Here is a 24165-nt window from a genome sequence, read left to right as displayed (position 1 = left end):
GACCACCGTCTTTAATACAGGGGCACATACCCCACATCCGCCACGATCTTCTGGCCCTTGTCCGGATGCTGCATATAATTCATGAACTTCAGGGTCACGCCTTGGGGCCATCCCCTGGTGAACATAAACAGACTCCGGCTGACCGGAAAAGCCGCTGCCGTATCCAGGCTGGCTTCCACGCCATTGACCGTTGTTGGCTTCACATCTTTATTGATATAGCTCAGGCCGATATAGCCCACAGCGTTTTTGTTATTGGAAACAGCCTGCACCACTGCCCCGTTGGATGCCTGAAGCATGGCGCCCGGAAATACCCGGCCGCCTTCAAGCACTTTTTCCTCCCAGACTTCATAGGTGCCGGAGGATGTATCCCGGGAGACCACCACAATCCTGCGGTCCTCTCCGCCCACCTCGGACCAGTTTTTGATTTTGCCCTGGTAGATGTTTTTCAACTGCGCAAGACTTAAATCTTTGACCGGGTTGGAAGGATGGACCACGGGCACGATGCAGTCCAGGGCAACGGCAAAAGGCACCGGGTATGTACCGTTTTCCACGGCCCGGGCCACTTCCTCCTGCTTGATGAACCGGGAAGCCATGGCAATATCGGTTGTCCCGTCAATAATCGCCTTGATCCCGTTTCCCGATCCGCCGCCGGAGACCGAAATCTGAACATCCGGGTACGCATCCATGAATTTTTCAACCGCCTGCTGGCTGACGGGCAGCACCGTGGTGGAGCCCTTGATTTCAAGTTTTTCGGCCATGGCCGGGCTGAAAAACAGCCCCGCAAACGCAACGCTCACCGCCATCAAATAAATCAGAATCTTGCCTTTCATGTTGAAACCCTCCGTTTTTTTGGTATGTTTAAAATGTCCAGGCGTTTTCTTTTGCCTGTGACGTCAACTGGGGCAAAGATAAAATCCGAATATGACGATTGCGTGACAGAAAAATCAAAATATGGTGTCTTTTTTTGTCACACAATCTTCACACGGTATTCGGGTGATTGTCACAAAAAAGCATTACCTTTCACTCCTGGCCATTAATGATAACCCCGCGAAACAGGGATACAAGGGATACAAATGGAAGCGCCCGCAATTCTGGTCATCGAAGATGATACCGATATTTTGAACCTGGTGGCCTGGCATCTGGAAACAGAAGAATACCGGGTCATCAAAAGTGCCGACGGCAGTCAGGGCTTGGAAACAGCCATTTCCGAGCTGCCGGATTTGATCGTGCTGGATCTGATGCTGCCGGGCATGGACGGCCTGTCCGTATGCCGAACCTTGAAACAGAATCAGAAAACCAGGGACATTCCCGTGATCATGCTCACGGCCAAGGGTGAGGAGGTGGACCGGATCGTGGGATTTGAGCTCGGGGCTGACGATTACATGGTCAAGCCCTTTTCCCCCAGGGAACTGATGCTGCGAATCCGGGCGGTTTTAAACCGCAGCAGCGGCACTGAGCCGGCCGGGGCGGCAACACTTCTGCATCACAGGGAAATGACCGTGGATGCGGAAAACTACAGGGCGTTTATCGACAAACAGCCGCTTCATCTGACGCTTACGGAATTTCACCTGCTGCTGGAGCTGTTAAACAACAAGGGAAGGGTCCGGTCCCGGGACCAGCTTCTGGACCGGGTCTGGGGATATCAGTTCGAAGGTTACCACAGAACCGTGGACACCCATATCCGACGGCTGCGCCAGAAAATCGGACCTTATGCAGATGACATTGAAACCGTCCGGGGCGTTGGCTACCGGTTCAAGGATGAATAAATGAAAAACATCAAATTCCGAAACCGGCTGTTTATTGCCTTTTGCGGGGTGCTCATCGTGGCCACTGTGCTGCCCGGGCTCTACATGTACCAGAGCCTGAAGCGCGAAATCCTGGCGGAATCCACACAGAAGGCCATTGACCAGCTGGAAGTCATTGACTGGCTGCTGGAAAAAGATCAACCCTTTTTGTCCGGCCGATCCCTGGATCAGTGGTGCACTGAAACAGGCGAGAAGCTAAACTGCCGGATCACGATTATCAAGCATGGCGGGGCGGTGATTGCCGACTCCTCGGTACCCCGGCATGAACTGCGCTACCTCGAAAACCATTCAGACAGAAAAGAAATCCGGGCGGCCACAGCCGACCAGCCCTCCGTGAGCGTTCGCTACAGCGACACCACCAAGCAGCGGCTCATCTATGCAGCCAAACAGATTCAATCCCCTGCCCACAGCCGGCCCGTGTATTTGCGGGCGGCCTACCCGGTGTCTTCGGTGGATGCCCGGCTGCAGACCTACACCGGCCGGTTCTGGCTGGCTTTGGCCGCAATCCTGGCACTTACCTTCGGGCTGAGCATTTACCTGGCCCGCAGGCTCGAACAACCCATTTACAAAATCATGGACCGGTTAAAGGGTATTGCGCGGGGTGATTTTTCCCACCAATACATCATGGACGCAGGAGGCGAGTTCTATCAGCTGTCCATGACCTTAAACGAAACCGCCGACCGGATCAGCGAACAGATGGAAGTGATTTCCGAGCAGAACAGTGAAATGGAGACCATTATTGAAAACATGCGCGAAGGCGTGATGCTCATTGACAAGGCCGGGCGGATCAAGGCCATTAATCAGGCCATGGGACAAATTGCCGAGTGCCGGCTGTCCTGCATCGGAAAGCGCCCCCTGGAAGCGTTTTTAAACAGCGAGGTCCAAACAGCCTGCGACAAAATCCTGCAGGGCATGGCCGAATACAATGTCACCCTGAAAATGGGCGAAGAGCGGTTCTATGACATGTATGCGGTAAAAATCGCCGAAGGCGGCGCCCTGATTGTTTTCTATGATGTCAGCGAGCAGCTGCGCCTGGAAAAAATCCGGCGGGATTTTGTGGCCAATGTCTCCCATGAACTCAAAACCCCACTGACCTCCATCAAGGGATATGTGGAAACGCTGCTGTCAGGCGGATTTTCAATGAATGACCAGGCACGGTCTTTTCTGGGCACCATCCAGAAAAACACCACCCAGATGACCGGCATTGTCAATGACCTGCTCCAGCTCACCCGGCTCCAGGAAAAACCCATGGACCTGGAGATCAAGCCGGTGCAAATCGGCCCTGTATTTGAAAAGGTATGGGAAACCTGCCGGCTTGCAGCGGAACAAAAACAAATCCGCATAGACAAACGGCTGCCCACGGATCTTGTGGTAAACGCCGATCCGGCCGCCTTGACCCGGGTGTTTGGCAACCTGGCAGACAATGCCATCCGTTACTCCCCGCAAGGCGGCATCATTACCGTATCTGCACAAACCACGGACACGGAGGTTGTTTTCAGCATCCGGGACCAGGGCCCGGGCATTGCCCCTAAGCACAAAGAGCGCATTTTCGAGCGCTTCTACCGAATTGACAAGGAACGCAGCCGGGCTTTGGGGGGCACGGGCCTGGGGCTTTCCATCTGCAAGCATGCGGTTTCTGCCATGAACGGACGGATCTGGGTGCAAAGCCCGCCTGAAGGAACGCAAACCGGCAGCCTGTTTTTCTTCACCCTGCCCCGGAACCTGAAACCGGCGGAATCCAATCATTGCCCTGAAGCCGGCGGCGAGCCGCCGGCTTCGGCCTGAAAGGACAATCATCCATGACGGAAAATGTAAAATTTGCCATCAAAAACCTTGATTTTTTCTACGGGAATTTCAAGGCCCTTGAGGATATCACCCTGGAGTTGAATCAGTGCCGGGTCTCAGCGCTGATCGGACCGTCAGGCTGCGGCAAAAGCACTTTTCTGCGGTGCTTAAACCGAATGAACGACCTGATTCCCACAACCCGGGTGGAAGGCGAAATCCTGCTCGATGACCAGAACATCTATTCCCCGAGCGTGGACGTGGTCAGCCTGCGCAGGCGGGTGGGCATGGTATTTCAAAAACCCAATCCCTTTCCCAAGACCATTTTTGACAACGTGGCCTACGGCCTGCGGGTCAACGGGGTGAAAAACAAAAATCTCCTGCGGCAGCGCGTGGAAAAAAGCCTAAAGCAGGCAGCCCTGTGGGATGAAATCAAGGATCGGCTCAACCAGTCGGCCCTGGGGCTTTCCGGCGGCCAGCAGCAGCGCCTCTGTATTGCCCGGGCCCTGGCCGTGGAACCTGATGTCCTGCTCATGGACGAACCGGCCTCGGCACTGGATCCCATTGCCACCCAGAAGATCGAGGACCTGATCCACGAACTGAAAAATGACTTTACCATCATCATTGTGACCCATAATATGCAGCAGGCGGCCAGGGTTTCGGATATCACAGCGTTTTTCTACATGGGCCGGCTCATTGAAGCCGGAGATACGGAAACCCTGTTTACCCGGCCCGGGCTCCAGCAAACCGAAGACTACATCACCGGCCGGTTCGGCTAAGGAGAATCCATGGAACGACTCCATTTTCATCATGAGCTGGAAAATCTGAAAATCACCGTGCTCAACATGGCCGCCCAGACCCGGGATGCCTTTGAAAACGCCATTTCTGCCTATGTCCGCAGGGATTCCGACCTGGCCCAGCAAGTCATTGACGGCGACCGCCACATCAACCAGATCGAAGTGGATGTGGACAAGCGCGCCCTGCGTCTTCTGGCCCTGGAACAGCCCATGGCCAGGGATCTGCGCATGATCATCGGCAACATGAAAATCAGCAATGAGCTCGAACGCATTGCCGATCAGGCCGTCAATATTTCCGAGCGCTCCCTGTTTTTAAGCCAGTACCCGCCCCTGGAAAAGACTGCGGCCATGGACCGGCTCATGGAAACCAGCCGGACAATGCTCAAACAGGCCATTGCCTGCCTGCGGGACCTGGACGCACAGGCGGCCCGGGCGGTCCGGAAAATGGATGACCAGGCTGATGAGCATACCCTGCAGGTCTTAAAAAGCCTCATTGAACTGATGGTGGCAGACGCCCCGGCCATTGACAAGCGGCGGGACAAGACCCGCCGTTCCATTCAGACCATTATCATCTCCCGATGCCTGGAGCGGGTTGGGGACTTGTCCACCAACATCGGCGAACATGTGGCCTTTATCGTCGAAGGCATCAATATAAAGCACCAGAAGATCCAGGAGGAAGACGGGGAGATTTGAGAACGGTGATGGGAGATGGGTGATGAGTAATCAGTAATGGGTGATGGGTAATGAGTGATGGGTGATGAGTGATGGGTGGGCAGTGGTCTGTTGTCAGTGGTCGGTGATCGGTGGTCAGGCGGCGGGGGTGTTCAGGCTGCAGGCGTTTAGCAGATCCCGGCGCTCCTGGTCGGATAGATGGCGCCACTGGCCGGGGGGCAGATCCTTTAGCCAAACCGGGCCCATGCGGATTCTGTGCAGGCGGACCACCTTGCAGTCCACGGCCTCGGCCATGCGCCGGATCTGCCGGTTGCGGCCTTCCTGCAGGGTGATGTCAAAACTTTTTTCGCCCCGGCGCACCACCTCTGCCGGCCGGGTCATGCCGTCTGACAGCTTCACCCCGCGGCGCAATTCATCGAGTTTTGCATCAGAAACCGGCCGGTCGACTTCCACCTGGTATTGTTTTTCATGGTCAAAGGAGGGATGGGCCAGGCGGTGATGGATACGGCCGTCGCTGGTGAGCAAAACCAGGCCCGTGGAATCCCGGTCCAGCCGGCCCACGGGAAATACCCGCTGGTCGGTGTCCACCAGATCCAGCACGATTTTTCTGCCCGGCTGGCTGCAGGAGCAGATATAGCCCGCAGGCTTGTTGAGCATGATGTAGACGTCCTGCCGGGCCGGGACCACAAGTTTTCCCGACACTTCCACCCGGTCTGCCCCGGGATCCACGGTGGTGCCCATCTGGGTGACGGTTTCCCCGTTTACCCGCACCAGCCCTTTGCGGATATAATCTTCCGCCCGGCGGCGGGAGCAGATACCGGCATCCGCCATAAACTTCTGAAGCCGGACCCCTTTTTTTGCCGCTTTGGATTCCATGATCAGGACCGGTAATCCGCGTTGATTTTCACATAATCCACGGAAAAATCACAGGTGAGCACCGAGGCCTGCTGCCGGCCGGATTTCACGTCAATGGTGACAGCAAAGGCTTTTTGCCGCAGCACCGCAGTGGCCGCGGCTTCGGCCTGAGCGCCGCATCCCAGGCCCTGCTTGACCATTTTCACGTCATCAAACCAGATATCCACCGCATCCGGATCAAATGCCACCCCGGCCCGGCCCAGGGCCGCCAGTATCCGGCCCCAGTTGGCATCCTCGCCAAAAAAAGCGGTTTTCACCAGACTGGAATTGGCCACGGTATCAGCCATCTGACGGGCGTTTTCGCGGGATGCTGCATTGATTACGGAAATTTCCACGCACTTGGTGGCCCCCTCCCCGTCTTCCACGACCATGCGGGCCAGTTTTCCCAGGACATTTTCCAGCAAGGTCGCAAACGCCCTGAAATCCCCAGGGGTTTTGGCCCGCGCCCCGCTTTGGCCGTTTGCCAGCACCAGCACCGTGTCATTGGTACTGGTATCCCCGTCTATTGTGATGCGGTTAAAAGACGCCTCATTTGCAGCAACCAGCGCCTGCTGAAGATCAGCAGCAGGGATTTCCAGATCCGTGCACACAAAACAGAGCATGGTGGCCATGTCCGGCCGGATCATGCCCGAACCCTTGGCCATGGCTGCCAGACTGTAAGTTTTTCCCCCCATTTGCCCCTGCTCAAAAACCAGTTTGGGCCGGGTATCGGTTGTCATGATGGCCTCGGCTGCGGCCGCAAAGCCGTTTTCCGAAAGCCCGCTCACAAGACCGGGCACGGCCGCACGGATTTTGTCCATGTCCAGGTGCTGGCCGATCACGCCCGTGGAGGCGCTCAGAACATGCGCCTCATCTGCTTTCAGGCCATCTGCGGCCAGCCGGGTCATGGCGCGGGCATCGGCCATGCCCTGGTCTCCGGTGCAGCAGTTGGCATTGCCGCTGTTGGCAATAATGGCCCGGCACACCCCGCTGCTCAGGCGCTGTTTGTCAAGCCGCACAGGTGCGGCCTGGACCCGGTTTTTCGTAAACACTCCGGCTGCGGCAGCAGGGGTGTCAGAGACGATTAAGGCCAGATCCTTTTTCCCGTTTTTCTTGATTCCCGCACACACGGCAGCCGCGCTAAATCCCTTGACCATTGGCATCTCTCCTTCTATATCCCTTGCAATCCGGTTTTATCCGGATTACAAATCGTTTTTATGCAGACCTTCAAACTCATTGTGGAATATGACGGCACGGATTTCAACGGCTGGCAGATCCAGAAAACAGGCCGCACCATCCAGGGTCAAATCGAAAAAGCCCTTTTTACAATGACCCGCCAGCCGGTTCGGGTCACGGGCTCCGGCCGGACCGATGCCGGGGTGCATGCCCTGGGCCAAAGCGCCCATTTCCGCTGCCAGACCCGGCTCACCCCGGATGTTTTTTTCTCGGGGCTAAACAGCCTGCTGCCCGAAGACATTGTGATCCGTTCCTGCACCCGCGAATCAGAAACCTTTCACGCCCGCTATGGTGTCAGGCAGAAAACCTATCGTTATTATATCTTAAACCGCCCCCTGGCCCCGGCCATCGGCCGGCAGTATGCCTGGCACATTGCAAAACCCCTCAATATTGAAGCCATGACAGAGGCCGCCCGGCATATCCAGGGCACCCATGACTTTGCTGCATTTGAAAACACCGGCAGCCCCAGATCCCACAGCATCCGGACGGTTTCTACTGCCCGGTTTCTCAGAGATGACAAAAACCCGCAGATCATCTTTGAAATCACCGCAGACGGATTTCTCCGCTACATGGTCAGAAACATCCTGGGCACTCTGATTGAAACCGGCCTGGGGCGGATGGCACCGGAACAAATGCCTGCCATCCTGGATTCCAAAGACCGCAGCCAAGCCGGTGCCACAGCCCCGGCCCGGGGCCTGTTTCTTGTAGACGTGGAATACTGAAAAGCTTTTACCGCGTCCGATGTTTGTCAGGAAGGAAGCCCAGGACCGAACACTGCAAATAACCTTTTGCCGCATGCTTAAAAACTTTGATTTTATTTTTTTGAACCTTGAACCTTGAACCTTGAACCTTGAACCTTGAACGAAGTTACTTCAAGTCACGCCCCCCCGGGCCCCAGCTCTCCGGCCTTTAAGCGCTGCACCTGCCGGTTGTAAAAGGCAATCACATCCCTTCTGTCAAGCATGCCCAGCAGCACTTGCGCGTCATCCTCGGAAACCACGGGCAGGCTGTCAATGTTTTTGGTGGTCATCTTCTGCAGCACGGTATTTAGATCTTCGGAAGCCGTGGTGGCCACCACGCTGGAGGTGGCAATATCGCGCATGACCACCAGATGCTCGATTTCCGGGGAAAACAAAACCCCCCGGATGTCCGTGCTTGAAAAAATCCCCCTCATACGGTTTTCCTCGTCCATGACCGGAAAATAATGCTGCTTTGTCTGGGAGAAAAACACCTTGAACTGTTGAAACGGCATGTGCTCGGGAATGGTGGGCACCTTTCGCACCAGATGCATCAGATCCCGCACCTTGATCAACTGGAGCACGTCCACCATGAATTCTCCGGCATGGGCCGGCGATGCCACCCGGTTTTTGACCTGCTTGCGATAAATGCTCCAGCGCCGGGATGTCACATAGCAGATGGAGCAGACAAACAGGCTGGGCAGAAGGAGTTCATAGGAATTGGTCATCTCGCTGACAAAAATAATGGTGGAAATGGGCGCGTTGGACACGGCCGTGAAAAACCCCGCCATGCCCACCACCACAAAAGCACCCGGGCTGGTGACAACACCGGGGATCAACTGGTGAAACAGTTTTCCCACCACACCGCCCATGGCTCCGCCAATAACAACCGAGGGTCCGAACACGCCCCCGGAGCCCCCGGAGCCGATGGTAAAGGATGTGGTGACGATCTTTCCCAGGGCCAGGGCCAGCAAAACAGAAATGGCCAGTTCATTGAAAATGGCCTGCTGGGCGTAACCATAGCCAAAGGCCAGGGTGGAGGGCAGGTAAAATCCGACCATGCCGGTGAGCATCCCGCCGATGGCCGGCTTGACATGATTGGGAATCCGGATTTTCTTAAACAGGTCCGTGACCCCGTAAAAGGATTTGACATAGCAGAGGCTCAAGACCGAAAGCACCAGGGCCAGAACAATATAGGGACCGAGTTCCAGGGGGTTCTGGAACCTGAATTCGGGCGAATCAAACAGGGTGTCCCAGCCAAATACCAGAGAAAACAGGCAATAAGCCACCACCGATGAAATTCCGGCCGGGATGATGACCTCGGATTCAAAATCCGGGTCACTGTAGAGCACTTCCGAGGCAAACAGTGCCCCTGCCAGCGGCGCCCGGAAAATACTGCCCACCCCCGCGCCGATGCCTGCGGCCAGCATGATCCGGCGCTCTCGCTCGGAGAGCTTGAGCCGGGTGGCCATAAAAGAACCGAAACCCGCCCCGATCTGTGCAATGGGCCCTTCCCTTCCGCCGGATCCGCCGGTGGTCAGGGTAATGGCCGAGGCAATGGTCTTGACAACCGGCACCCGGGAGCGCATAAAACCGCCCTTCTGGTGATAGGCCTCAATGGCCGCATCCGTGCCGTGGCCTTCGGCCTCCGGGGCAAACCGGTAAACGATCCAGCCGCTGAGCAGTCCGCCGGCAGCCGGCAAAAACAAAAGAATCCAACGGTTGAACACCGTGGCGGTGGGCGGCAGGATGTGACCTTCCCCGGCCGGCTGCGGGGGGCGGTAACCGGCCATCCAGTCCATGAACAAATGGCTCCCCAGCTGGCACAGATACTGGAAAATAATGGAGCCGGTGCCGGCAATAATACCGATGAGAACAAAAAACAGGCTCCACTTGCCCGCCCGGGCAAGGTTCACAGACCGGATCCGCTGCTTTAGCAAAACCCCCAGTTGGTGAATACGCTGCTGCTGTGCCACGCTATCTTCTTTCCGGCATATGCGGCCGTGCAAACAAACCGGCCCGGATTATCCCGTATTATCCCGGGTCAAATCCGCAACCCCCTGATACACAATGTCAAACAGGGTGCGGATATCATCTTTTTCCAGACAGGAAAAGGCCACCCGCAGATCGTATCTGCCCAGTGCAATCAGCCCCACCCCGTACTGGTCAAGCAGGTGCACCCGCAATGTTTCCGCCTCCACGGTCTTTAGCCGAATGCACATGAAATAACCGGAGTTAAAGGGATATACATCCCAGGCAGAACCATATTTGGGATCGGCCAGGACCTGTTTCACGGTTTCGGCCCGGGCCCGGAGCAGCTCAAATCTGGCCTGTTTTTCCGCCTGGTAGTTTTCATCCTGCATGGATTTCACCACAATGGACTGGCTCAAATGCGAGGCATTGGAAATATTGCCGCGCACACACCCTGCGGTCTTGCGCTCCAGAGCGTCAAAAACACCTGCGGCATCGCCTTCAATGACCGCCCCGTAAGTGATAAAACCCACCCGGAGGCCCCAGACGTAATTTTCCTTGGTGGCCCCGTCAAGTTTGACGGCCAGCAACCGGGGGTGACGGCCGCACAGCCGGGAAAAGATCGATTCCTTCAGGATTCCGTCCTCGTAAAACAAGCCGAAATAGGCGTCATCGCAGACAACGATCACATTGGTGCCGGCCTCGGCCAGTTCGGTGAGCACGGCCACAACCTGATCGGCTTCTGTTTCCGTGAGGGTATAGCCCGTGGGATTGTGGGGGAAATTGAGCAGCACGGTGATTTTCTGGTTTTCCCGGGCCTCCTTTTTCAGGCAGTCGGCCAGGGCATCCACGTTATAGCCGCCGGTTTCGGTAAAAATCGGGTATTGGGAGACGCGCGCCTTTTTTCTCACCCCGAAAATCATGTTGTAATTGCCCCACATCATCTCGGGCAAGACAATCACATCGCCCGGATCTGTCCACACATCGGCAAAAATGCTGATGGCATGGGTAATCCCGTTTGTCACCACCGGCTGGCTCACGGTTTTGCCGGCAAGCGACGGATTTTTTTCATATATTTCCTTCTGCCAGGTGCTGCGCAGCTTCGGTATGCCAAATGATGGGGCGTACGTCACCGATTCCTCAGCTGCCAGACCGCACACCGAGCGCATCACCGAAGGCAGCACCATGGCGCTGTCACCTTGTTTGGCAATCCCGATGGTGGCATTCAACCGCGTGGCCTTCTGCTTGGCCTCTGCACTCTGGGAGAGGATCCCCTTTGGAAAAAACAATTCTTTGCCCACGCTGGAAAGCATTTCCATCAAATGGGCGTTGCCCTGCTCAATAATTTCATTTAACTGTGCTGCAATCGAATTCATTGTATCTGCCCTTTACTGCCATGTTCACTTTATCCGCAGCCGAAGGCTGCCGGGCATCCGCCCAAAAACCAGGAACCCCCTGCGGCAATGGCCGCCCATCACCGCGCCAAATGGAAAAACATAACCCGTAATTTTTTCTTTTTTTCCAAAAATTGTCAAGCGTTATTCCAGGTTTTGTCCGGGTTTTGTGCAAGCCTGTTTCACGCTGCAGCGCCTGTCGCATAGAAAAGCCTCAAAGGCATCCTTCTAAATAACTTCGTTCAAGGTTCAAAGTTCAAGGTTCAAGGTTCAAAAAAATAAAATCAAAGCTTTTAATCATGCGGCAAAAAGTTATTTGCAGTGTTCGGTCCTGGGCTGCGACCCTGGAAGGACGCCTCCAAGGAAGTCCAAGGACGGGGTCGGTTTGTAAACGCTCAGGAGCGAAAAAACTGACCCCGGCCGCAGGGCTTCCTTCCTGTAAAAACAGCGGATGCGGTAAAAAGCTTTTTTTGACATGACAGCGGATATTTCGCAGGCAGCCGACCATGGGGCCGGGCAGGTGGCGGTTTGCGAGTCGCATTGAGCGCGCAAGCGGTCAGCAGGGAGCAAACCGCCGCCGGCCCGGCATCATGCGAAAACCGCACAAAGATGTCTGCGGCAAACTTGAAAATCGTTCGGCTTAGGTGGTATAGATGACGTTTTCATTGTGCTGAAATCCTGCTACAAAGAACAGCAGAATTTCAAGAACCCGAATCATATCAGGAGGCATGAACCATGGAATGCAAACAGGAACAAAACCTTTCCGGCTGCAACTGCACTTATGAACCCTGCCAGCGCAAGGGCATCTGCTGTGAATGCATCGCATATCACCTCAAAAGCCGACAGCTTCCGGCCTGCTGTTTTCCGGCAGACGCCGAGGCCACCTATGACCGCTCCTTTGCCCATTTTGCCAAACTGGTCCAGGCGGGCAAAATATGAAAACCCCGTCCGATACATCCAATGCCTGCGAAATAGCGGATCTGACAGGAAAAATCCTGTCAGATCCGCCCGCCGGGATCAGTGAAGACCAGGCGCTCCAACTGGCCGGGGCAGAAGGGGCGGCGTTTATGGACCTGATTTGGGCGGCCGACCGGGTGCGCAGGCATTTCAAGGGAAAGGAGATTTTCACCTGCGCCATCATTAATGCCAAATCCGGCAAGTGCTCCCAGGATTGTGCATTCTGTGCCCAGTCCGGCCACCATGACACAGGGGTGGAAACCTACCCCTTGTTGTCGGAAAAAGAACTGATAACGCGCGCCCTGGAAATGGAAGACGCGCAAATGACCCATTTCTCAATGGTCACCAGCGGGCTTTTTCTTTCAGACCAGGAAATTGACACCATCTGCCGGGCTGCGGAAACAATTACTTCGCGCACGCACTTGACCCTGTGCGGATCCCTGGGAATGCTCACCCAAAAGCAGGCGCAGCAGCTCAGGCAAAGCGGCATCCGCAACTATCACCACAACCTGGAAACCGCCCGCAGTCATTTCAAACAGGTCTGCACCACCCATGAATACGATGCAGACATTGAATCCATACGGGCTGCAGCAAACGCCGGACTCGCCGTTTGTGCCGGGGGCATTATGGGCCTTGGCGAAACCCGGGCCCAGAGAATTGAGCTGGCTGTGACCCTCCGGGAAATCGGAGTTGAAAAAATCCCCTTAAACTTCATCAATCCCATTGCCGGCACCAAAATGGCTGACCAGCCCCTTTTGTCCGTGGCAGAAGCACTGAAAACCATCGCCCTGTTCCGGCTGATCAATCCGGAAAAAGACATCACCATCTGCGGGGGCCGGCATGTCACCCTGGGCGATTTTCAGTCCTGGATATTTGCCGCCGGCGCCAACGGGATCATGACCGGCAATTACCTGACCACAACCGGACGAGATATTGCACAGGACGTAAAAATGATTCATCAATGGCAGCAAATGCAAGGGCAATAGCCAAAGGGGGGACTTGTCAAAAGGGGGGCAAATGGTTATGATCAACAAATAAAGGAAGTTTCATTTAAACCCCATCTTAACAAGGAACACCCCATGGCCACTCATCAAAACATCCTGCTGGTTTATCCGGAAGTGCCCTCCAACACCTATTGGAGCTATAAACACGCCCTTGGCTTTATCAAGAAAAAAAGCGCCATGCCGCCTTTGGGCCTTTTGACCATCGCCGCGCTGTTTCCGGCAGACCGGGAGCTGAAACTGGTGGATTTAAATGTCGGCCCCCTGGACGACAGCCTGCTGCAATGGGCTGATGCGGTGTTTGTCTCTGCCATGATCGTGCAGAAACAATCCATGGAGCAAGTGGTGGCACGGTGCAACCAGATGGGCAAAACCGTGGTTATCGGAGGCCCCTATGCCACCAACAGCCGGGAGGAAATCAGCGGGGCAGACCATATCCTTCGCGGCGAAGTCGATGAAACCCTGTGCGACTTTCTGGCTGAACTCGACTCCGGAACGGCCGCGGCTGTTTATGACATGCCCCCGCACCCGGATATCTCCCGGCTGCCGGCGCCCCGGTTTGACCTGCTCGATATCGGCGCTTATGGCTCCATGTCCATCCAGTATTCCCGGGGATGCCCCTTTCACTGCGAATTCTGCGACATCTGGACCGTCTACGGCAACAAGCCCCGACTAAAAGACGCCCAAAGCCTGACCGCTGAACTCGACGCCCTGTATTCCATGGGCTGGGAAGGGGCCGTATTTCTGGTGGATGACAACTTTATCGGCAACAAGCGCCGGGTCAAAAAAGAACTGCTGCCGGCCCTGATTCAATGGCAGCAGGACCGGGATTATCCCTATCATTTCTATACCGAGGCCAGCATCAACCTGGCCGATGACCCAGACCTGATGACCGGCATGCGCGAGGCTGGATTCAACTCCGTGTTTATCGGCATTGAAACCCCGGATCCCCAATCCCTGGCTGAAACCGGAAAGACCCAGAACCTCAAATCCGACATGGAAGCCGCGGTTCGTACCATTCAGAAAAACGGCCTGGAGGTGCTGGCCGGATTTATCCTTGGATTTGACAATGACACGACGGACATCTTTGATCAGCAGATCCGGTTTATTCAGGAAAACGCCATCCCCCAGGCCATGATCGGGCTGTTAAACGCCCTTCCGGGAACACGCCTGTACCAGCGCCTGGAAGCCGAGGGCCGGATTTTATCCCAATCAGCCGGCAACAACACCCACAGCATGCAGGCCAATTTTAAAACCATGATGGATCCCCAGGTTCTGCGCCAGGGCTACCGGAAAATTTTAAAGCATCTTTACGGCTTCCGGCTGAAAAATTATTTTGCCAGATGCAGCCATCTGCTCGACCGCATCGAATGCCGGCAGTATTACCAGCGCAAGGTGCGGGCCGCGGATCTCAAAATCTTTTTCCGCGCGCTTTTGCGCCAGCCCTTTACGGCTTACGGGTTTAACTACATCAAGTTTCTGGTGCGAAACGCGTTTAAAAACCGGGACCTGTTTGCAGAGGCCGTCACCTATTCCATCTACGGGCACCACTACCACACCATCACCCGCCAGACCCTGAAAAAAGAAAAAATTGCGGACGTGCTGGACAAAAAATACAATAAATTCATCAAAAAGGTCAATCGCTGCTCCACTGCCGTTCAAAACAGCTCGGAAGAGCAGCTAAACGCCCTGAAAAAACTCTGGGATACCCGCATGCGGTATCTCAAGCAGATGCAGCACAAAATCAACAAGCTCAATACAGATTACCAGGACGAACTGCGCCGCAAATACCTCGAACTATCGGCCCAGATGCGCGACATGCTGGCCAGCCTGGAAATCCGGACACTGTCATCCCCGGATTCCGGAAACACGCACCGGTAACGCTCTTGCCGCAAAGGCCGGAAGGCCATGACGCATAAGCGAACCAGGGGCGGGTGCTGCCTCCGGCGGGCGCATTGCACGTTTGCCCGGCCGGTAAAAATTCCTTGACTTTTTGAGCCGGTTTTTTTTATTGTTTATCCATCATTTGCTGGAAGCATTTATTTGATTTTCAGGGAGCCGGATATGCACTTTGAACTCGACAAATCACACAAGGAAATCCAGAAGGCGGTCCGGGAATTTGTCCGGGCACAGTTTGACAGGGAAATGATTCTCGAATCCCTGAAAACCGGTAATCTTCCCGCTGCTGTCCGGAAAAAGGCCGCCCAGCTCGGGTTTTCCGGTATTCACATCCCTGATGAATATGACGGCGGCGGAATGGGTCTTTTCGAGTACGTGCTTGCAGCAGAGCAGATGTGCAGAAAAGACGCCTCTGCGGGCATGGCCCTGATGCTGTCGGGTTTTGGTGCAGAATGCCTGTTTGATCTTGACCGGAAAAATCTGGCGGAAAAATACCTGCCTCCCGTGGCCGGCGGAAAAATGCGCGCTGGTGCAGCCCTGTTTGAACCGGGTGCAGGCGCGGATATCTCCGGCACACAGACAACCGCCGCTGCCAGCGGTGAGCACTGGATCATCAACGGGGACAAGGCATACGTGCCAAACGGAAAAACCGCCGGATTTTACGTGGTCCTGTGCGCCACCCGCGAAGATGCAGACCAGGCAGACATCTCCGTTAACAGCGGAAACCCACTATCCCTGATCGTTGTTGATGCCGATACCCCGGGCGTCACCGCGGAATCGGCCGGCCCCACCCTTGGCGCGGGCATGGTGGATTTTGCCCATGTTGGTTTTCAAAACGCGGCCGTCTCCGTAAAAAACATAATCGGCAACACCGGGCAGGGCCTGGACCGGAGCCTGTCGTTTTTGAATCAGGCCCGGATCCAGGCCGCTGCCATGGCCCTGGGCACGGGCCAGGGCGCCTTTGACCGGGCACTGGATTACACCCGCCAGCGAAGTCAGTTCGGCAAAAAACTGGCCCAATTCCAGGTGACCCGGCATAAGCTGGCTGACATGGCCGCCGGCCTGGAATCGGCCCGATTAAGCGTCTATCAGGCGGCCAAAGCCTTTGATGCCGGCACCTGCGATGCCAAAACAGCCGCCGCAGCCAAGTTAACAGCCGCCAATGCCGCCATGACCGCTGCCGACGAGGCCGTACAATTGCTCGGAGGATACGGATACATGACCGAATACGAAGTGGAGCATTTCTACCGGGATGCCAAAACCCTGGAAATCTTTCTGGGCAGCCCCGGGGTGTTAAAAGACGTGATTGCCGGCGGGCTTATCGGCAAACTCAGGTAATGCAGAAAGGATCAGGGGCCATGGAAATACTTGCCTACACCGACGACCACCACCGGTTCCGCAGCCGGATGCGCGCCTTTCTGGAAAAGGAAATCACGCCCTGGACCCATCAGTGGGAAGCCGATCACATCACCCCCAAATGGGCCTGGCAGAAACTGGGCCGGGCCGGATTTCTGTGCACGGGTGTTTCGCCTGAATACGGGGGCATGGGCGGCGATTTTCTCTATTCTGTAATTGCAGCCGAGGAAATGGCCAAAACCAACCACACGGGCCTGGCCTCAGCTCTTCATTCAGACGTGGTGGTGCCCTATATCCAGGCCTTTGGCAGCCAGGAGCAGAAGAAGAAATACCTGCCCGGGTGCGTTTCCGGCGACATTATCGCCGCGGTTGCCATGACAGAGCCGGATGCCGGCAGCGACCTGGCGTCCATGACCACCACCGCAACAGAAAAAAACGGGGAAATCGAGCTAAACGGCGCCAAAACCTTTATCTCAAACGGCATCAATGCGGGTCTGGTTATTGTGGCGGCAAAAGACCCGGATGAGCCCAACCCTTACAATGCCCTGACTCTCTATATTGTCGAGGACGGCACCCCGGGATTCAAACGGGGCCGTCATCTGGAAAAAATGGGGTTTCACAGCCAGGACACCGCGGAACTGTTTTTCACCAACTGCCGGATCCCGGGGCAAAACCGGCTGGGGCAAAAGGGGCAGGGCTTTGGCATGCTCATGGAAAAACTCCAGCAAGAACGGCTGGTCACCTCCATCTGCGCCCAGGCGGCAGCCGAACTGATCCTGGAAATCACCACGGATTTCTGCAAAAACACCACGGACCGGGACCAAAAACCTTTGTCCAAAAGCCAGGCCGCCCAGTTTGCCATCGTGGAGATGACAACAGAGGTCAAACTGGGCCGGACGTTTCTCGACAAGCTCATTGCCGGCCACATGGCAGGCGAGCAGGCCATCGCGGAGACTTCCATGGCCAAGTACTGGATCACGGACATGGCCAAGCGCATCTCCCGGCGGTCCACGGATTTGTTCGGCGACTACGGTTTCTGCGAGGCCTGCCCCATTGTCCGGGCTTTCCGGGACGTTCGGGTCATGCCCATTTTTGCCGGCACCAATGAAATCATGAAAAACATTGCCGCCAAGTTCATGGGGCTTTGACCCGGAGGCCCGGGCGGCTTATCAGTGCTCCATGGCCTCGGCCCGGGGTTTTAAAAGCAGATGATAAAGCAGGTCGCAGTAACGGTCCAGCTTTACCATGCCTTCCCGGGATTCGGTGTAGCGCCAGAATCCGTAGAGCTTGGTGAGGGAAAAAAGCTTGTGGCTGTAGCGGGCCCAGGTGTATTTTTCCCGGATCCGGGCCATACCCTTTTCCGAAACCCGGCGCCATTTGTCCGGATCTTCGGCAAATCCGGAAACAAACCGCCAGATACCCTCTGCCATCAGATCCGGCTGACTGGTGTTTAACAGATATCCGCTTTTTCCGTCCTCGATAATCTCAGACGGCCCGCCGAATATAGGGCCGAAGGTGGGCAGTCCGCACTGCATGGCTTCAAGCACGGTCAGACCGAAGGCCTCAAACAGGGCCGGCTGGACAAACATGCCGCTGCTGTCGGCAATGATCCGGTAAACTTCCCCGGTTTCCGCCTTGGACACGCTGGGCAGCCAGCGGATATGGCCCTGCAGGTCATGGGCGGCAATCAGCTCATACATCCGCCGGATCTCGTTTTGCTCTTCTGCGTCATCTGAATTATCAATGTGGATCGTGCCTGCGGCCACCACCAGGTTGCAGTGTTTTTTAAGCTCCGGATGCATGCCGAAAGCTTCTACCAGCCCGGTGATATTCTTGATCCGGTCCAGGCGCGCCATGGTAAACAGCGGGGGTTTGTCCGGATCTTCCAGATAACCGTGGATATCCCCGGATTGTTCTGAAAAAAGCCGGTTCTGCCAGTAGGCCCGTTGACTGGCCGACCTGCGGTCGGTTTCTGTATACGGGAAATAATTGTCCTCATCAACTCCCGGCGGCACCACGTTGAACTTGGGATTAAACAGGTTGATGCCGTTGACCACCTGGTAGAGCCCGGGCATGGTGTAGAACTGGTAGGACTCGTACTGGCCGAACCGGGTCTCTGTGCCGGCGATTTCCTGGTAGGTGCTGGTGATGATGAAATCCGACTTGTTCATGGAAAGCAGATCCGCGGTAAACTGGCAGGAAAAATGATAATCTTTTTCCATCTCCTTCCAGTACAGATCCGAGAACAAATACTTGGTCTTTTCCAGAGCATGGGCGATGGTGCACTGGATCACATTCATGCGGTCTGACAGCAGGGTGGCCACCAGGTTGCCGTCTGAATAATTGCCGATGATCAGATCCGGCCGGCCCTCAAACTCGGCCAAAAGCTCCCGCTCACAGTCCCTGGCAAACCGGTCCAGGTAGGGCCAGATTTTAAAGCGCGACACCCAGTCCTGCAGAATCCCGCCCTGGCTGTCATAAAACGGGATGCGAAGAATATAGGCATGTTCCGTGCCCACAATATCTTCTTTGGGCTGATTGCAGGTGGTGTTGCCGGCATTGGGAATCAGGCGGGTAACCACCAGCACCCGGGGGGTCACGTCAATGCCGGCCAGCTCAAACTCCTTTAACATGTGAGCCTCCAGGGCCCGCACCTGGTCAAGGATATAAATCACCTGGCCGCCGGTGTCGGGTTTGCCCAGCACGTTTTCCTGGGCAAACCAGCCATGGGGGGATAAAACAGCCACTTTGGAAATCATGGGCACCCTGGAGATAAAATCCTCCAGATCCGCGCTCCGCGGCCCATAAAAAAGCGCATAAAGAAGCGACATGGTCTCCCGGATCCGGCCCGCGGTGTTGCCCCACCCCGGTTCAAAGCCCCGGCTTTTGAGCTGAGGTTTTAGTTTCTGATGGGGCAGGTTTTCATCGTGATTGCCCAGATCATCGATGGTTTCTTCCAGGGCGGACAAAAAATCATCCAGGGAATCGAGAATGTCCGGATTGACCAGCAGCTGCTCGCCGTTAATCCGATGGATGCGCAGAAACTCAAACAGATCCCGGCCCCAGTCCTCGGGCTTTTGAAACAGGTTGCTGGACATGTAGCGGTTTAGGAAACTGATGCCGTTGCCCACGTTCTTGACGTTTTTGATGGTGGGCGCATAATCGGAAAACGGCAGAAAATCGAGCTCCAGGGCATCGCGGTTGGCCCCCGGGGTATTATCGCAGACGTAAGCGTCCTTGTAGTCCAGGTAGCGGTTTACCGAAATTTTCTGCATGTGCTTTCGGTCCGCGCTGAGCCGGTAGATATTGTACCGGGCCATGGTGTAGCGGTGCAAAATCAGCACAATACTGTCGGGAAACAGCATTTCCGGCACCCGGGTCAGAAACCGGCCCACAGCCGAATTTTCGGCAAAATCGGTCTCCTTGTTGTTTTCCCGGCACCATTTGAGCCAGTTGAGCCAGATATCGTTTCGCAGCAGATACTTGCTGCCGGTGCCGGTCAGATAATATATAAAATCGGAAAAATCTTTCTGTTCTGATTCAGGGATCAGTTTGGAAATCAGATTGGGGGGGGACATGGACGCCTCCTTTTGCAATGCCGTGCCGGCCTGCTTTTTTATTGCAGGGGCCGGGTTTTCCGGCCCCTGCATTCCCTTGATGCCATAATGGGTGCAAACCGATCCGTCAAGAAGAAATTGCGCGGCCGTGTCCCGTGATTTTATTCTGACTGGCGCGCCGGCGGCGCCATGAATTCAGGTCCCACCGGGTCGGAAATGGCCTGGGAAAGGATCTGATCCATTTCGGCAAAATCTTCTTCTGCCAGCTGCCATCCGAAAATATCCGGCAGGGGCTCCATCTGCTCCGGCCTTCGGCCGCCCCAGAGCGCAACGCTTGCACCCTTGTCCAGCACGTAGCGCACGGCAAGGTGAAGGACCTTTTTGCTGTATTTCTTCTCGGCCAGGTTTTGCAGTTGTTTAACCGCTTCAAGATACTGAGCGAATCTCGGGGATTTGAACTTGGGATCCACCTTGCGCAGATCATCTCCGTCAAACTGCTGTTCCGCTGTCATTTTTCCGGAAAGCAGCCCGCGGCACAGGGCACCGTAAGTCAGCGTGGCAATGCCGCTCTGGATGCAATAGGGAAGAATATCGTTTTCAATGGCCCGCTCAAACACGTTATAGGGCGGCTGGCAGACAGCCAGGGGAGCTGCCGCCCGGAAGGTTTCCATTTGCTCCACAGTGTAGTTGCTGACGCCAATGGCCCGGATCTTTCCCTCATCCACCAGCTTTCCCATGACCTCTGCGGTCTTGTCAAAGGGCACCACAGGATCGGGCCAGTGGATCTGATAGATGTCAATGTAGTCTGTCTGCAGCCGGCGGAGGCTGTCTTCGACCTCCTTGCGGATCCGCTCAGGGCTGGAATTGCGCCATACCTTTTTCTGGGCGTCATCCCATTCCAGCGCGACCTTGGTGGCCAGAATGAGCCGGTCTCTCTGGCCGTATTCAGCCACGGCCTTTCCCACGATCTGCTCGGATGTGCCAAATCCGTAAACCGGTGCGGTATCCACCAGATTGATGCCCTTGTCCAGGGCCGCGTGAATGGTACGGATGGATTGGGCCTCATCTGTTCCGCCCCACATCCAGCCGCCGATGGCCCAGGTGCCCAGGCCCACGCGCGAGGCCTCCTGATCCAGTCCGTGAATCTTGGTATACTCCATTGATCTGCCTCCTTTTATTGGGGTTCATGCAACATAAATACTGATAATCATGTAAAAGGCCTCGTCAAGAAAACAGTTTCGGCTGCACAATGGGATTGAAAATACCGGCCGGATACCATAGACTGATTGAGACATGATCATTGGAAAAAGTATATTTCAGGAAAGGATTGTTTAATGAAGCCAGGGTTTGAAACCATTGCGGAAGTCATCGACTTTGCGGTCTCACGGGAGGAAGAAGCCCGCCAGTTTTACATCCAGCTTTCCCGGAAGGCGCCGGACCCTTTCATGCAGCAGATTTTCATGGATTTTGCCCATGAGGAACAAAAACATCGCGACACCCTGGAAAACCTGGACACAGACGGACTTGAACGCATTTTCAGCCGGATCATGGAACCGGTCAATGACATGGGGCTGGCCGAAACCACTCCGGATACCGATGCGGATACAGACATGGACTTCAAGCAGGCCCTTGCTTTGGCCATGAAGCGGGAGGACAAGTCTGAAAAGCTTTATTCACTGCTTGCGGAAACTTGCGATGATGACACCATCAGCCTTGTGTTTGTGGGACTGGCCAGGGAAGAAGCCCGCCACCGCAGCCGCATTGAGCGGGCTTACAGCGCCCTGTACCAGCAATAGCTTCAGTTTCTGCGCCGCCGCTTGGCGGGCCGGCCGGAGCCGCCCTTTTTCTGACCGCCGCCCCGGGCATCATCTTTGGAGCGGGAGCCCTTTTTGCGCGGCGGGGTCTCAGGCATGACCAGCCATTCCTCGGGGGGTTCGATGCAGGCCAGCTTGCGGCCCAGGTAATCCTCTATGGACGGGATGTAGAAGGCCTCGCCCTCGTCTGCAAAGCTGATGGCCGTTCCCAGGGTGCCGGCCCGGCCGGTGCGGCCGATGCGGTGAACATAATCTTCCGGGTCATGGGGCAGTGTAAAATTGACCACATGATTCATGCCCTCGATGTGAATGCCCCGTCCGGCCACGTCCGTTGCCACCAGCACCCGGATTTTTCCGGCCTTGAAGGCCGCAAGCCGGGACATGCGTTTTTTCTGGTCCACATCCCCTGAAATCATCTCGCAGTTGATCCCGTAGCGGGAAAAGGTCTCGGTCAGGCGCCGCACCTCATCCTTGCGGTTGCAGAAAATCAACACCTGTTCCAGGCCCTGCTTTTCAATCATGTTGTAGAGCAGGCCGAATTTTTCCTCCAGCGTCACAATATAAACCACCTGGTCCACGGTATCCACAGCCACCTGCTCGGGCTCGATTTCCACTGTCACCGGGTCTTTGGTCCACTGGGCGCAAAGGCGCATGACCTCGCTGGTCAGGGTGGCGGAAAACAGCAAGGTCTGGCGCTTGTCCTTGGGCGGGGTGGAATGGATGATCTTTCGGACATCCGGGATAAAACCCATGTCCAGCATCCGGTCGGCCTCGTCAATGATGACGGTTTCCACCTTTCCCAGGAAAAGATCGCCCCTGCGCTGGAAATCCAGCAGCCGGCCCGGGGTGGCCACCACAATATCGATCACCTCCCTACGGAGCTGGGTTTGCTGCTTGACGTAATCCATGCCCCCGAAAATCGAAAGGATCTTTAAGTCGCAGTATTTGGCCAGCTGTTCGGCCTCGTCGCTGATCTGCATCACCAGTTCCCGGGTGGGTGCCAGTATCAGCACCCTTGGAGTGCCCTTTTTCCGGTTTTCATCCAGGGGACGGTTCCAGAGCCTTGAAATAACCGCAATGAGAAATGCCGCGGTTTTTCCGGTTCCGGTCTGGGCCCGGCCGCTGGCGTCTTTTCCCAGCAGGGCCGCGGGCAGGATATCGCCCTGGATCGGGGTGCAGCGCGTAAATCCCAGGTCCCCGATGGCGCGCATCAGGGGCTCCGGAAGGTCAAATTCATCGAATCGAAAGGGTTCTGGTGCGGGGACTGCGGTTTGCCGGACTTTTTCTTCTTCTTTGGCGTCTTCGGGTGCCGGATCATCGGTCCGGTCCCTCATCTTTTGTTCTTTCATCTACTCTCTTTTTTTCGCGGTTAAGTATGATAAGCCTGTAAAAAGTCTTTTTTACAGGCAGTGTTCAGTTTTAAGTGATTAAGTGATTAAGTGATTAAGTGTTAAGTGTTAAGTGTTAAGTAAAATCAAAAAGTTATTTTTTTATTGGTTGGCGATTATACCAGTTTTAGGACTTTTACGACTGCATCAAATATGGTCAAGGATAAAAATTTATAATTATATCATAATATTTTTAAACTTTTAGTGCAAGCCTTAAATACAGATCCCTTAAAGTTGATAGCACCGTAAAAAGTCTGATTTCAGATGGCGCCGTAAAAAGTTGACCACAGGGTTTTCTTCCGCAAACCCGCCACCTTCGCCGCAGGAGGCGTGATAATGACAGCACCGGCAAAACCAGGGCATAAGCAGCTTGTTCCGGTTTTCGCATGAGGCCGGGACGGGTGCGGTTGGTTTGTCTGCGGCGTGCTTTCGGCGATCGGACCGGGACTTTGGCTGGAATTTTAAAAACTCGGGCTCATCGCCCTCAAACAGTTTAAAATTCCGGACGCCAAAGCCCCGGTCCGATCTTATGCCGAAACCGCGCCAATGCAGCCAAACCAACCACCCCCCCGCCCCGGCTCATGGCCAACACTCTGGAAACAAGCGGGAACAATTGTTTCTTATCAAGAGTTCCTTTGAATTTGAATGCCGATTTAGAATTAGCCAGCCTGGAAGGGTATTTCCAATGTGTTTTTCAGGCTTATCGAACTTGGGAATAGTTTCCAAGGAGGCCCGGAGGGCGGGGGCGGGTTTTTGAAGCGACATTGATCGTTTTTGCGAAAAGATTCAGCCGATGCCGGAGCCGAAAAATTTCAAACTGTTTGAGGGCGAATGCCCGAGTTTTTGAAATTTCGGCGAAGGCATCGGCTGAATCCGCAAAAAGGCTCAGGAGCGAAAAAAACCCG

At 55.3% G+C, this 24165-nt stretch carries 21 protein-coding genes; 11 read left to right on the top strand and 10 right to left on the bottom strand.

Annotated elements, in window-relative coordinates:
* Nucleotides 1-11: 11 nt before the first annotated feature.
* Nucleotides 12-830 (bottom strand): phosphate ABC transporter substrate-binding protein, encoded by an 819-nt coding sequence (locus ACTCIA_RS11515; protein ID WP_463001968.1) that lies wholly within the window; start codon nucleotides 828-830, stop codon nucleotides 12-14.
* 243 nt (nucleotides 831-1073) lie between these two features.
* On the opposite strand from ACTCIA_RS11515, the gene ACTCIA_RS11510 reads away from it, so the two are divergent.
* Genes ACTCIA_RS11510 through phoU form a run of 4 tightly spaced genes read left to right on the top strand, consistent with a single transcriptional unit; the run spans nucleotide 1074 to nucleotide 5077 of the window.
* A complete protein-coding gene (locus ACTCIA_RS11510) occupies nucleotides 1074-1766 on the top strand; it encodes a response regulator (protein WP_463001967.1) in 693 nt (230 codons plus the stop codon).
* A complete protein-coding gene (locus ACTCIA_RS11505) occupies nucleotides 1767-3590 on the top strand; it encodes a sensor histidine kinase (protein ID WP_463001966.1) in 1824 nt (607 codons plus the stop codon).
* A gap of 14 nt (nucleotides 3591-3604) precedes the next feature.
* Nucleotides 3605-4366, top strand: a complete 762-nt coding sequence (pstB, locus tag ACTCIA_RS11500) for a phosphate ABC transporter ATP-binding protein PstB (protein ID WP_463001965.1) — start codon at nucleotides 3605-3607, stop codon at nucleotides 4364-4366.
* A gap of 9 nt (nucleotides 4367-4375) precedes the next feature.
* Nucleotides 4376-5077: a phosphate signaling complex protein PhoU gene (phoU, locus tag ACTCIA_RS11495; RefSeq protein ID WP_463001964.1), complete on the top strand. Its 702-nt coding sequence runs from the start codon at nucleotides 4376-4378 to the stop codon at nucleotides 5075-5077.
* Nucleotides 5078-5191: 114 nt separating this feature from the next.
* On the opposite strand, the gene ACTCIA_RS11490 is transcribed toward phoU, so the two are convergent.
* Nucleotides 5192-5932, bottom strand: a complete 741-nt coding sequence (locus ACTCIA_RS11490) for a pseudouridine synthase (protein ID WP_463001963.1) — start codon at nucleotides 5930-5932, stop codon at nucleotides 5192-5194.
* Between the two features lie 2 nt (nucleotides 5933-5934).
* A complete protein-coding gene (gene argJ, locus ACTCIA_RS11485) occupies nucleotides 5935-7113 on the bottom strand; it encodes a bifunctional glutamate N-acetyltransferase/amino-acid acetyltransferase ArgJ (RefSeq protein ID WP_463001962.1) in 1179 nt (392 codons plus the stop codon).
* A gap of 54 nt (nucleotides 7114-7167) precedes the next feature.
* Here argJ and truA point away from each other — a divergent pair, with 54 nt between their 5' ends.
* Nucleotides 7168-7908, top strand: a complete 741-nt coding sequence (gene truA / locus ACTCIA_RS11480) for a tRNA pseudouridine(38-40) synthase TruA (RefSeq protein ID WP_463001961.1) — start codon at nucleotides 7168-7170, stop codon at nucleotides 7906-7908.
* Nucleotides 7909-8063: 155 nt separating this feature from the next.
* Here the strand turns inward: truA and ACTCIA_RS11475 are convergent, their stop codons facing one another.
* Genes ACTCIA_RS11475 through ACTCIA_RS11465 form a run of 3 tightly spaced genes read right to left on the bottom strand, consistent with a single transcriptional unit; the run spans nucleotide 8064 to nucleotide 11493 of the window.
* Entirely contained in the window at nucleotides 8064-9899 is a 1836-nt protein-coding gene (locus ACTCIA_RS11475) for a chloride channel protein (protein WP_463001960.1), read from the bottom strand.
* A gap of 48 nt (nucleotides 9900-9947) precedes the next feature.
* Nucleotides 9948-11270: an aminotransferase class I/II-fold pyridoxal phosphate-dependent enzyme gene (locus ACTCIA_RS11470; RefSeq protein ID WP_463001959.1), complete on the bottom strand. Its 1323-nt coding sequence runs from the start codon at nucleotides 11268-11270 to the stop codon at nucleotides 9948-9950.
* A complete protein-coding gene (locus tag ACTCIA_RS11465; RefSeq protein WP_463001958.1) occupies nucleotides 11242-11493 on the bottom strand; it encodes a hypothetical protein in 252 nt (83 codons plus the stop codon). Before ACTCIA_RS11465 ends, ACTCIA_RS11470 begins: the two co-directional genes overlap by 29 nt.
* 530 nt (nucleotides 11494-12023) lie before the next feature.
* On the opposite strand from ACTCIA_RS11465, the gene ACTCIA_RS11460 reads away from it, so the two are divergent.
* From ACTCIA_RS11460 to ACTCIA_RS11440, 5 genes are all read left to right on the top strand, one after another.
* On the top strand, nucleotides 12024-12227 hold the full coding sequence (locus tag ACTCIA_RS11460) for a DUF6485 family protein (protein ID WP_463001957.1): 204 nt from the start codon (nucleotides 12024-12026) through the stop codon (nucleotides 12225-12227).
* Nucleotides 12224-13231 carry a biotin synthase BioB gene (gene bioB, locus ACTCIA_RS11455; protein ID WP_463001956.1) on the top strand — a complete coding sequence of 336 codons (1008 nt, stop codon included), beginning with the start codon at nucleotides 12224-12226 and terminating at the stop codon, nucleotides 13229-13231. Before ACTCIA_RS11460 ends, bioB begins: the two co-directional genes overlap by 4 nt.
* 93 nt (nucleotides 13232-13324) lie before the next feature.
* Complete coding sequence (locus ACTCIA_RS11450) at nucleotides 13325-15127, top strand: B12-binding domain-containing radical SAM protein (protein ID WP_463001955.1); 1803 nt, start codon at nucleotides 13325-13327, stop codon at nucleotides 15125-15127.
* Nucleotides 15128-15310: 183 nt separating this feature from the next.
* Nucleotides 15311-16483, top strand: a complete 1173-nt coding sequence (locus tag ACTCIA_RS11445; protein ID WP_463001954.1) for an acyl-CoA dehydrogenase family protein — start codon at nucleotides 15311-15313, stop codon at nucleotides 16481-16483.
* A gap of 20 nt (nucleotides 16484-16503) precedes the next feature.
* The gene (locus ACTCIA_RS11440) at nucleotides 16504-17649 is read left to right on the top strand and encodes an acyl-CoA dehydrogenase family protein (RefSeq protein ID WP_463001953.1); all 1146 of its coding nucleotides are present in this window, start codon (nucleotides 16504-16506) and stop codon (nucleotides 17647-17649) included.
* Between the two features lie 21 nt (nucleotides 17650-17670).
* On the opposite strand, the gene ACTCIA_RS11435 is transcribed toward ACTCIA_RS11440, so the two are convergent.
* A complete protein-coding gene (locus tag ACTCIA_RS11435) occupies nucleotides 17671-20079 on the bottom strand; it encodes a sucrose synthase (protein WP_463001952.1) in 2409 nt (802 codons plus the stop codon).
* A gap of 140 nt (nucleotides 20080-20219) precedes the next feature.
* On the bottom strand, nucleotides 20220-21218 hold the full coding sequence (locus ACTCIA_RS11430; protein ID WP_463001951.1) for an aldo/keto reductase: 999 nt from the start codon (nucleotides 21216-21218) through the stop codon (nucleotides 20220-20222).
* 174 nt (nucleotides 21219-21392) lie between these two features.
* On the opposite strand from ACTCIA_RS11430, the gene ACTCIA_RS11425 reads away from it, so the two are divergent.
* A complete protein-coding gene (locus ACTCIA_RS11425; protein WP_463001950.1) occupies nucleotides 21393-21854 on the top strand; it encodes a ferritin family protein in 462 nt (153 codons plus the stop codon).
* A 2-nt stretch (nucleotides 21855-21856) separates the two neighbouring features.
* On the opposite strand, the gene ACTCIA_RS11420 is transcribed toward ACTCIA_RS11425, so the two are convergent.
* Both ACTCIA_RS11420 and ACTCIA_RS11415 read right to left on the bottom strand, forming a co-directional pair.
* Nucleotides 21857-23221, bottom strand: a complete 1365-nt coding sequence (locus tag ACTCIA_RS11420) for a DEAD/DEAH box helicase (RefSeq protein WP_463001949.1) — start codon at nucleotides 23219-23221, stop codon at nucleotides 21857-21859.
* A gap of 739 nt (nucleotides 23222-23960) precedes the next feature.
* Nucleotides 23961-24165, bottom strand: a 205-nt coding sequence (locus ACTCIA_RS11415) for a hypothetical protein (RefSeq protein WP_463001948.1), incomplete at its 5' end; no start/stop codon positions are given.

It is taken from the genome of Desulfosalsimonas sp. (genome assembly GCF_055149105.1).
This window is presented reverse-complemented; position numbering and strand designations above follow the sequence as displayed.

What these genes read in the sequence shown, in the direction of transcription:
- ACTCIA_RS11515 (WP_463001968.1), bottom strand. Translation starts at nt 830, where the DNA reads ATGAAAGGCAAGATTCTGATTTATTTGATGGCGGTGAGCGTTGCGTTT.
- ACTCIA_RS11510 (WP_463001967.1), top strand. Translation starts at nt 1,074, where the DNA reads ATGGAAGCGCCCGCAATTCTGGTCATCGAAGATGATACCGATATTTTG.
- ACTCIA_RS11505 (WP_463001966.1), top strand. Translation starts at nt 1,767, where the DNA reads ATGAAAAACATCAAATTCCGAAACCGGCTGTTTATTGCCTTTTGCGGG.
- pstB (WP_463001965.1), top strand. Translation starts at nt 3,605, where the DNA reads ATGACGGAAAATGTAAAATTTGCCATCAAAAACCTTGATTTTTTCTAC.
- phoU (WP_463001964.1), top strand. Translation starts at nt 4,376, where the DNA reads ATGGAACGACTCCATTTTCATCATGAGCTGGAAAATCTGAAAATCACC.
- ACTCIA_RS11490 (WP_463001963.1), bottom strand. Translation starts at nt 5,932, where the DNA reads ATGGAATCCAAAGCGGCAAAAAAAGGGGTCCGGCTTCAGAAGTTTATG.
- argJ (WP_463001962.1), bottom strand. Translation starts at nt 7,113, where the DNA reads ATGCCAATGGTCAAGGGATTTAGCGCGGCTGCCGTGTGTGCGGGAATC.
- truA (WP_463001961.1), top strand. Translation starts at nt 7,168, where the DNA reads ATGCAGACCTTCAAACTCATTGTGGAATATGACGGCACGGATTTCAAC.
- ACTCIA_RS11470 (WP_463001959.1), bottom strand. Translation starts at nt 11,270, where the DNA reads ATGAATTCGATTGCAGCACAGTTAAATGAAATTATTGAGCAGGGCAAC.
- ACTCIA_RS11465 (WP_463001958.1), bottom strand. Translation starts at nt 11,493, where the DNA reads ATGCGACAGGCGCTGCAGCGTGAAACAGGCTTGCACAAAACCCGGACA.
- ACTCIA_RS11460 (WP_463001957.1), top strand. Translation starts at nt 12,024, where the DNA reads ATGGAATGCAAACAGGAACAAAACCTTTCCGGCTGCAACTGCACTTAT.
- bioB (WP_463001956.1), top strand. Translation starts at nt 12,224, where the DNA reads ATGAAAACCCCGTCCGATACATCCAATGCCTGCGAAATAGCGGATCTG.
- ACTCIA_RS11450 (WP_463001955.1), top strand. Translation starts at nt 13,325, where the DNA reads ATGGCCACTCATCAAAACATCCTGCTGGTTTATCCGGAAGTGCCCTCC.
- ACTCIA_RS11445 (WP_463001954.1), top strand. Translation starts at nt 15,311, where the DNA reads ATGCACTTTGAACTCGACAAATCACACAAGGAAATCCAGAAGGCGGTC.
- ACTCIA_RS11440 (WP_463001953.1), top strand. Translation starts at nt 16,504, where the DNA reads ATGGAAATACTTGCCTACACCGACGACCACCACCGGTTCCGCAGCCGG.
- ACTCIA_RS11435 (WP_463001952.1), bottom strand. Translation starts at nt 20,079, where the DNA reads ATGTCCCCCCCCAATCTGATTTCCAAACTGATCCCTGAATCAGAACAG.
- ACTCIA_RS11430 (WP_463001951.1), bottom strand. Translation starts at nt 21,218, where the DNA reads ATGGAGTATACCAAGATTCACGGACTGGATCAGGAGGCCTCGCGCGTG.
- ACTCIA_RS11425 (WP_463001950.1), top strand. Translation starts at nt 21,393, where the DNA reads ATGAAGCCAGGGTTTGAAACCATTGCGGAAGTCATCGACTTTGCGGTC.
- ACTCIA_RS11420 (WP_463001949.1), bottom strand. Translation starts at nt 23,221, where the DNA reads ATGAAAGAACAAAAGATGAGGGACCGGACCGATGATCCGGCACCCGAA.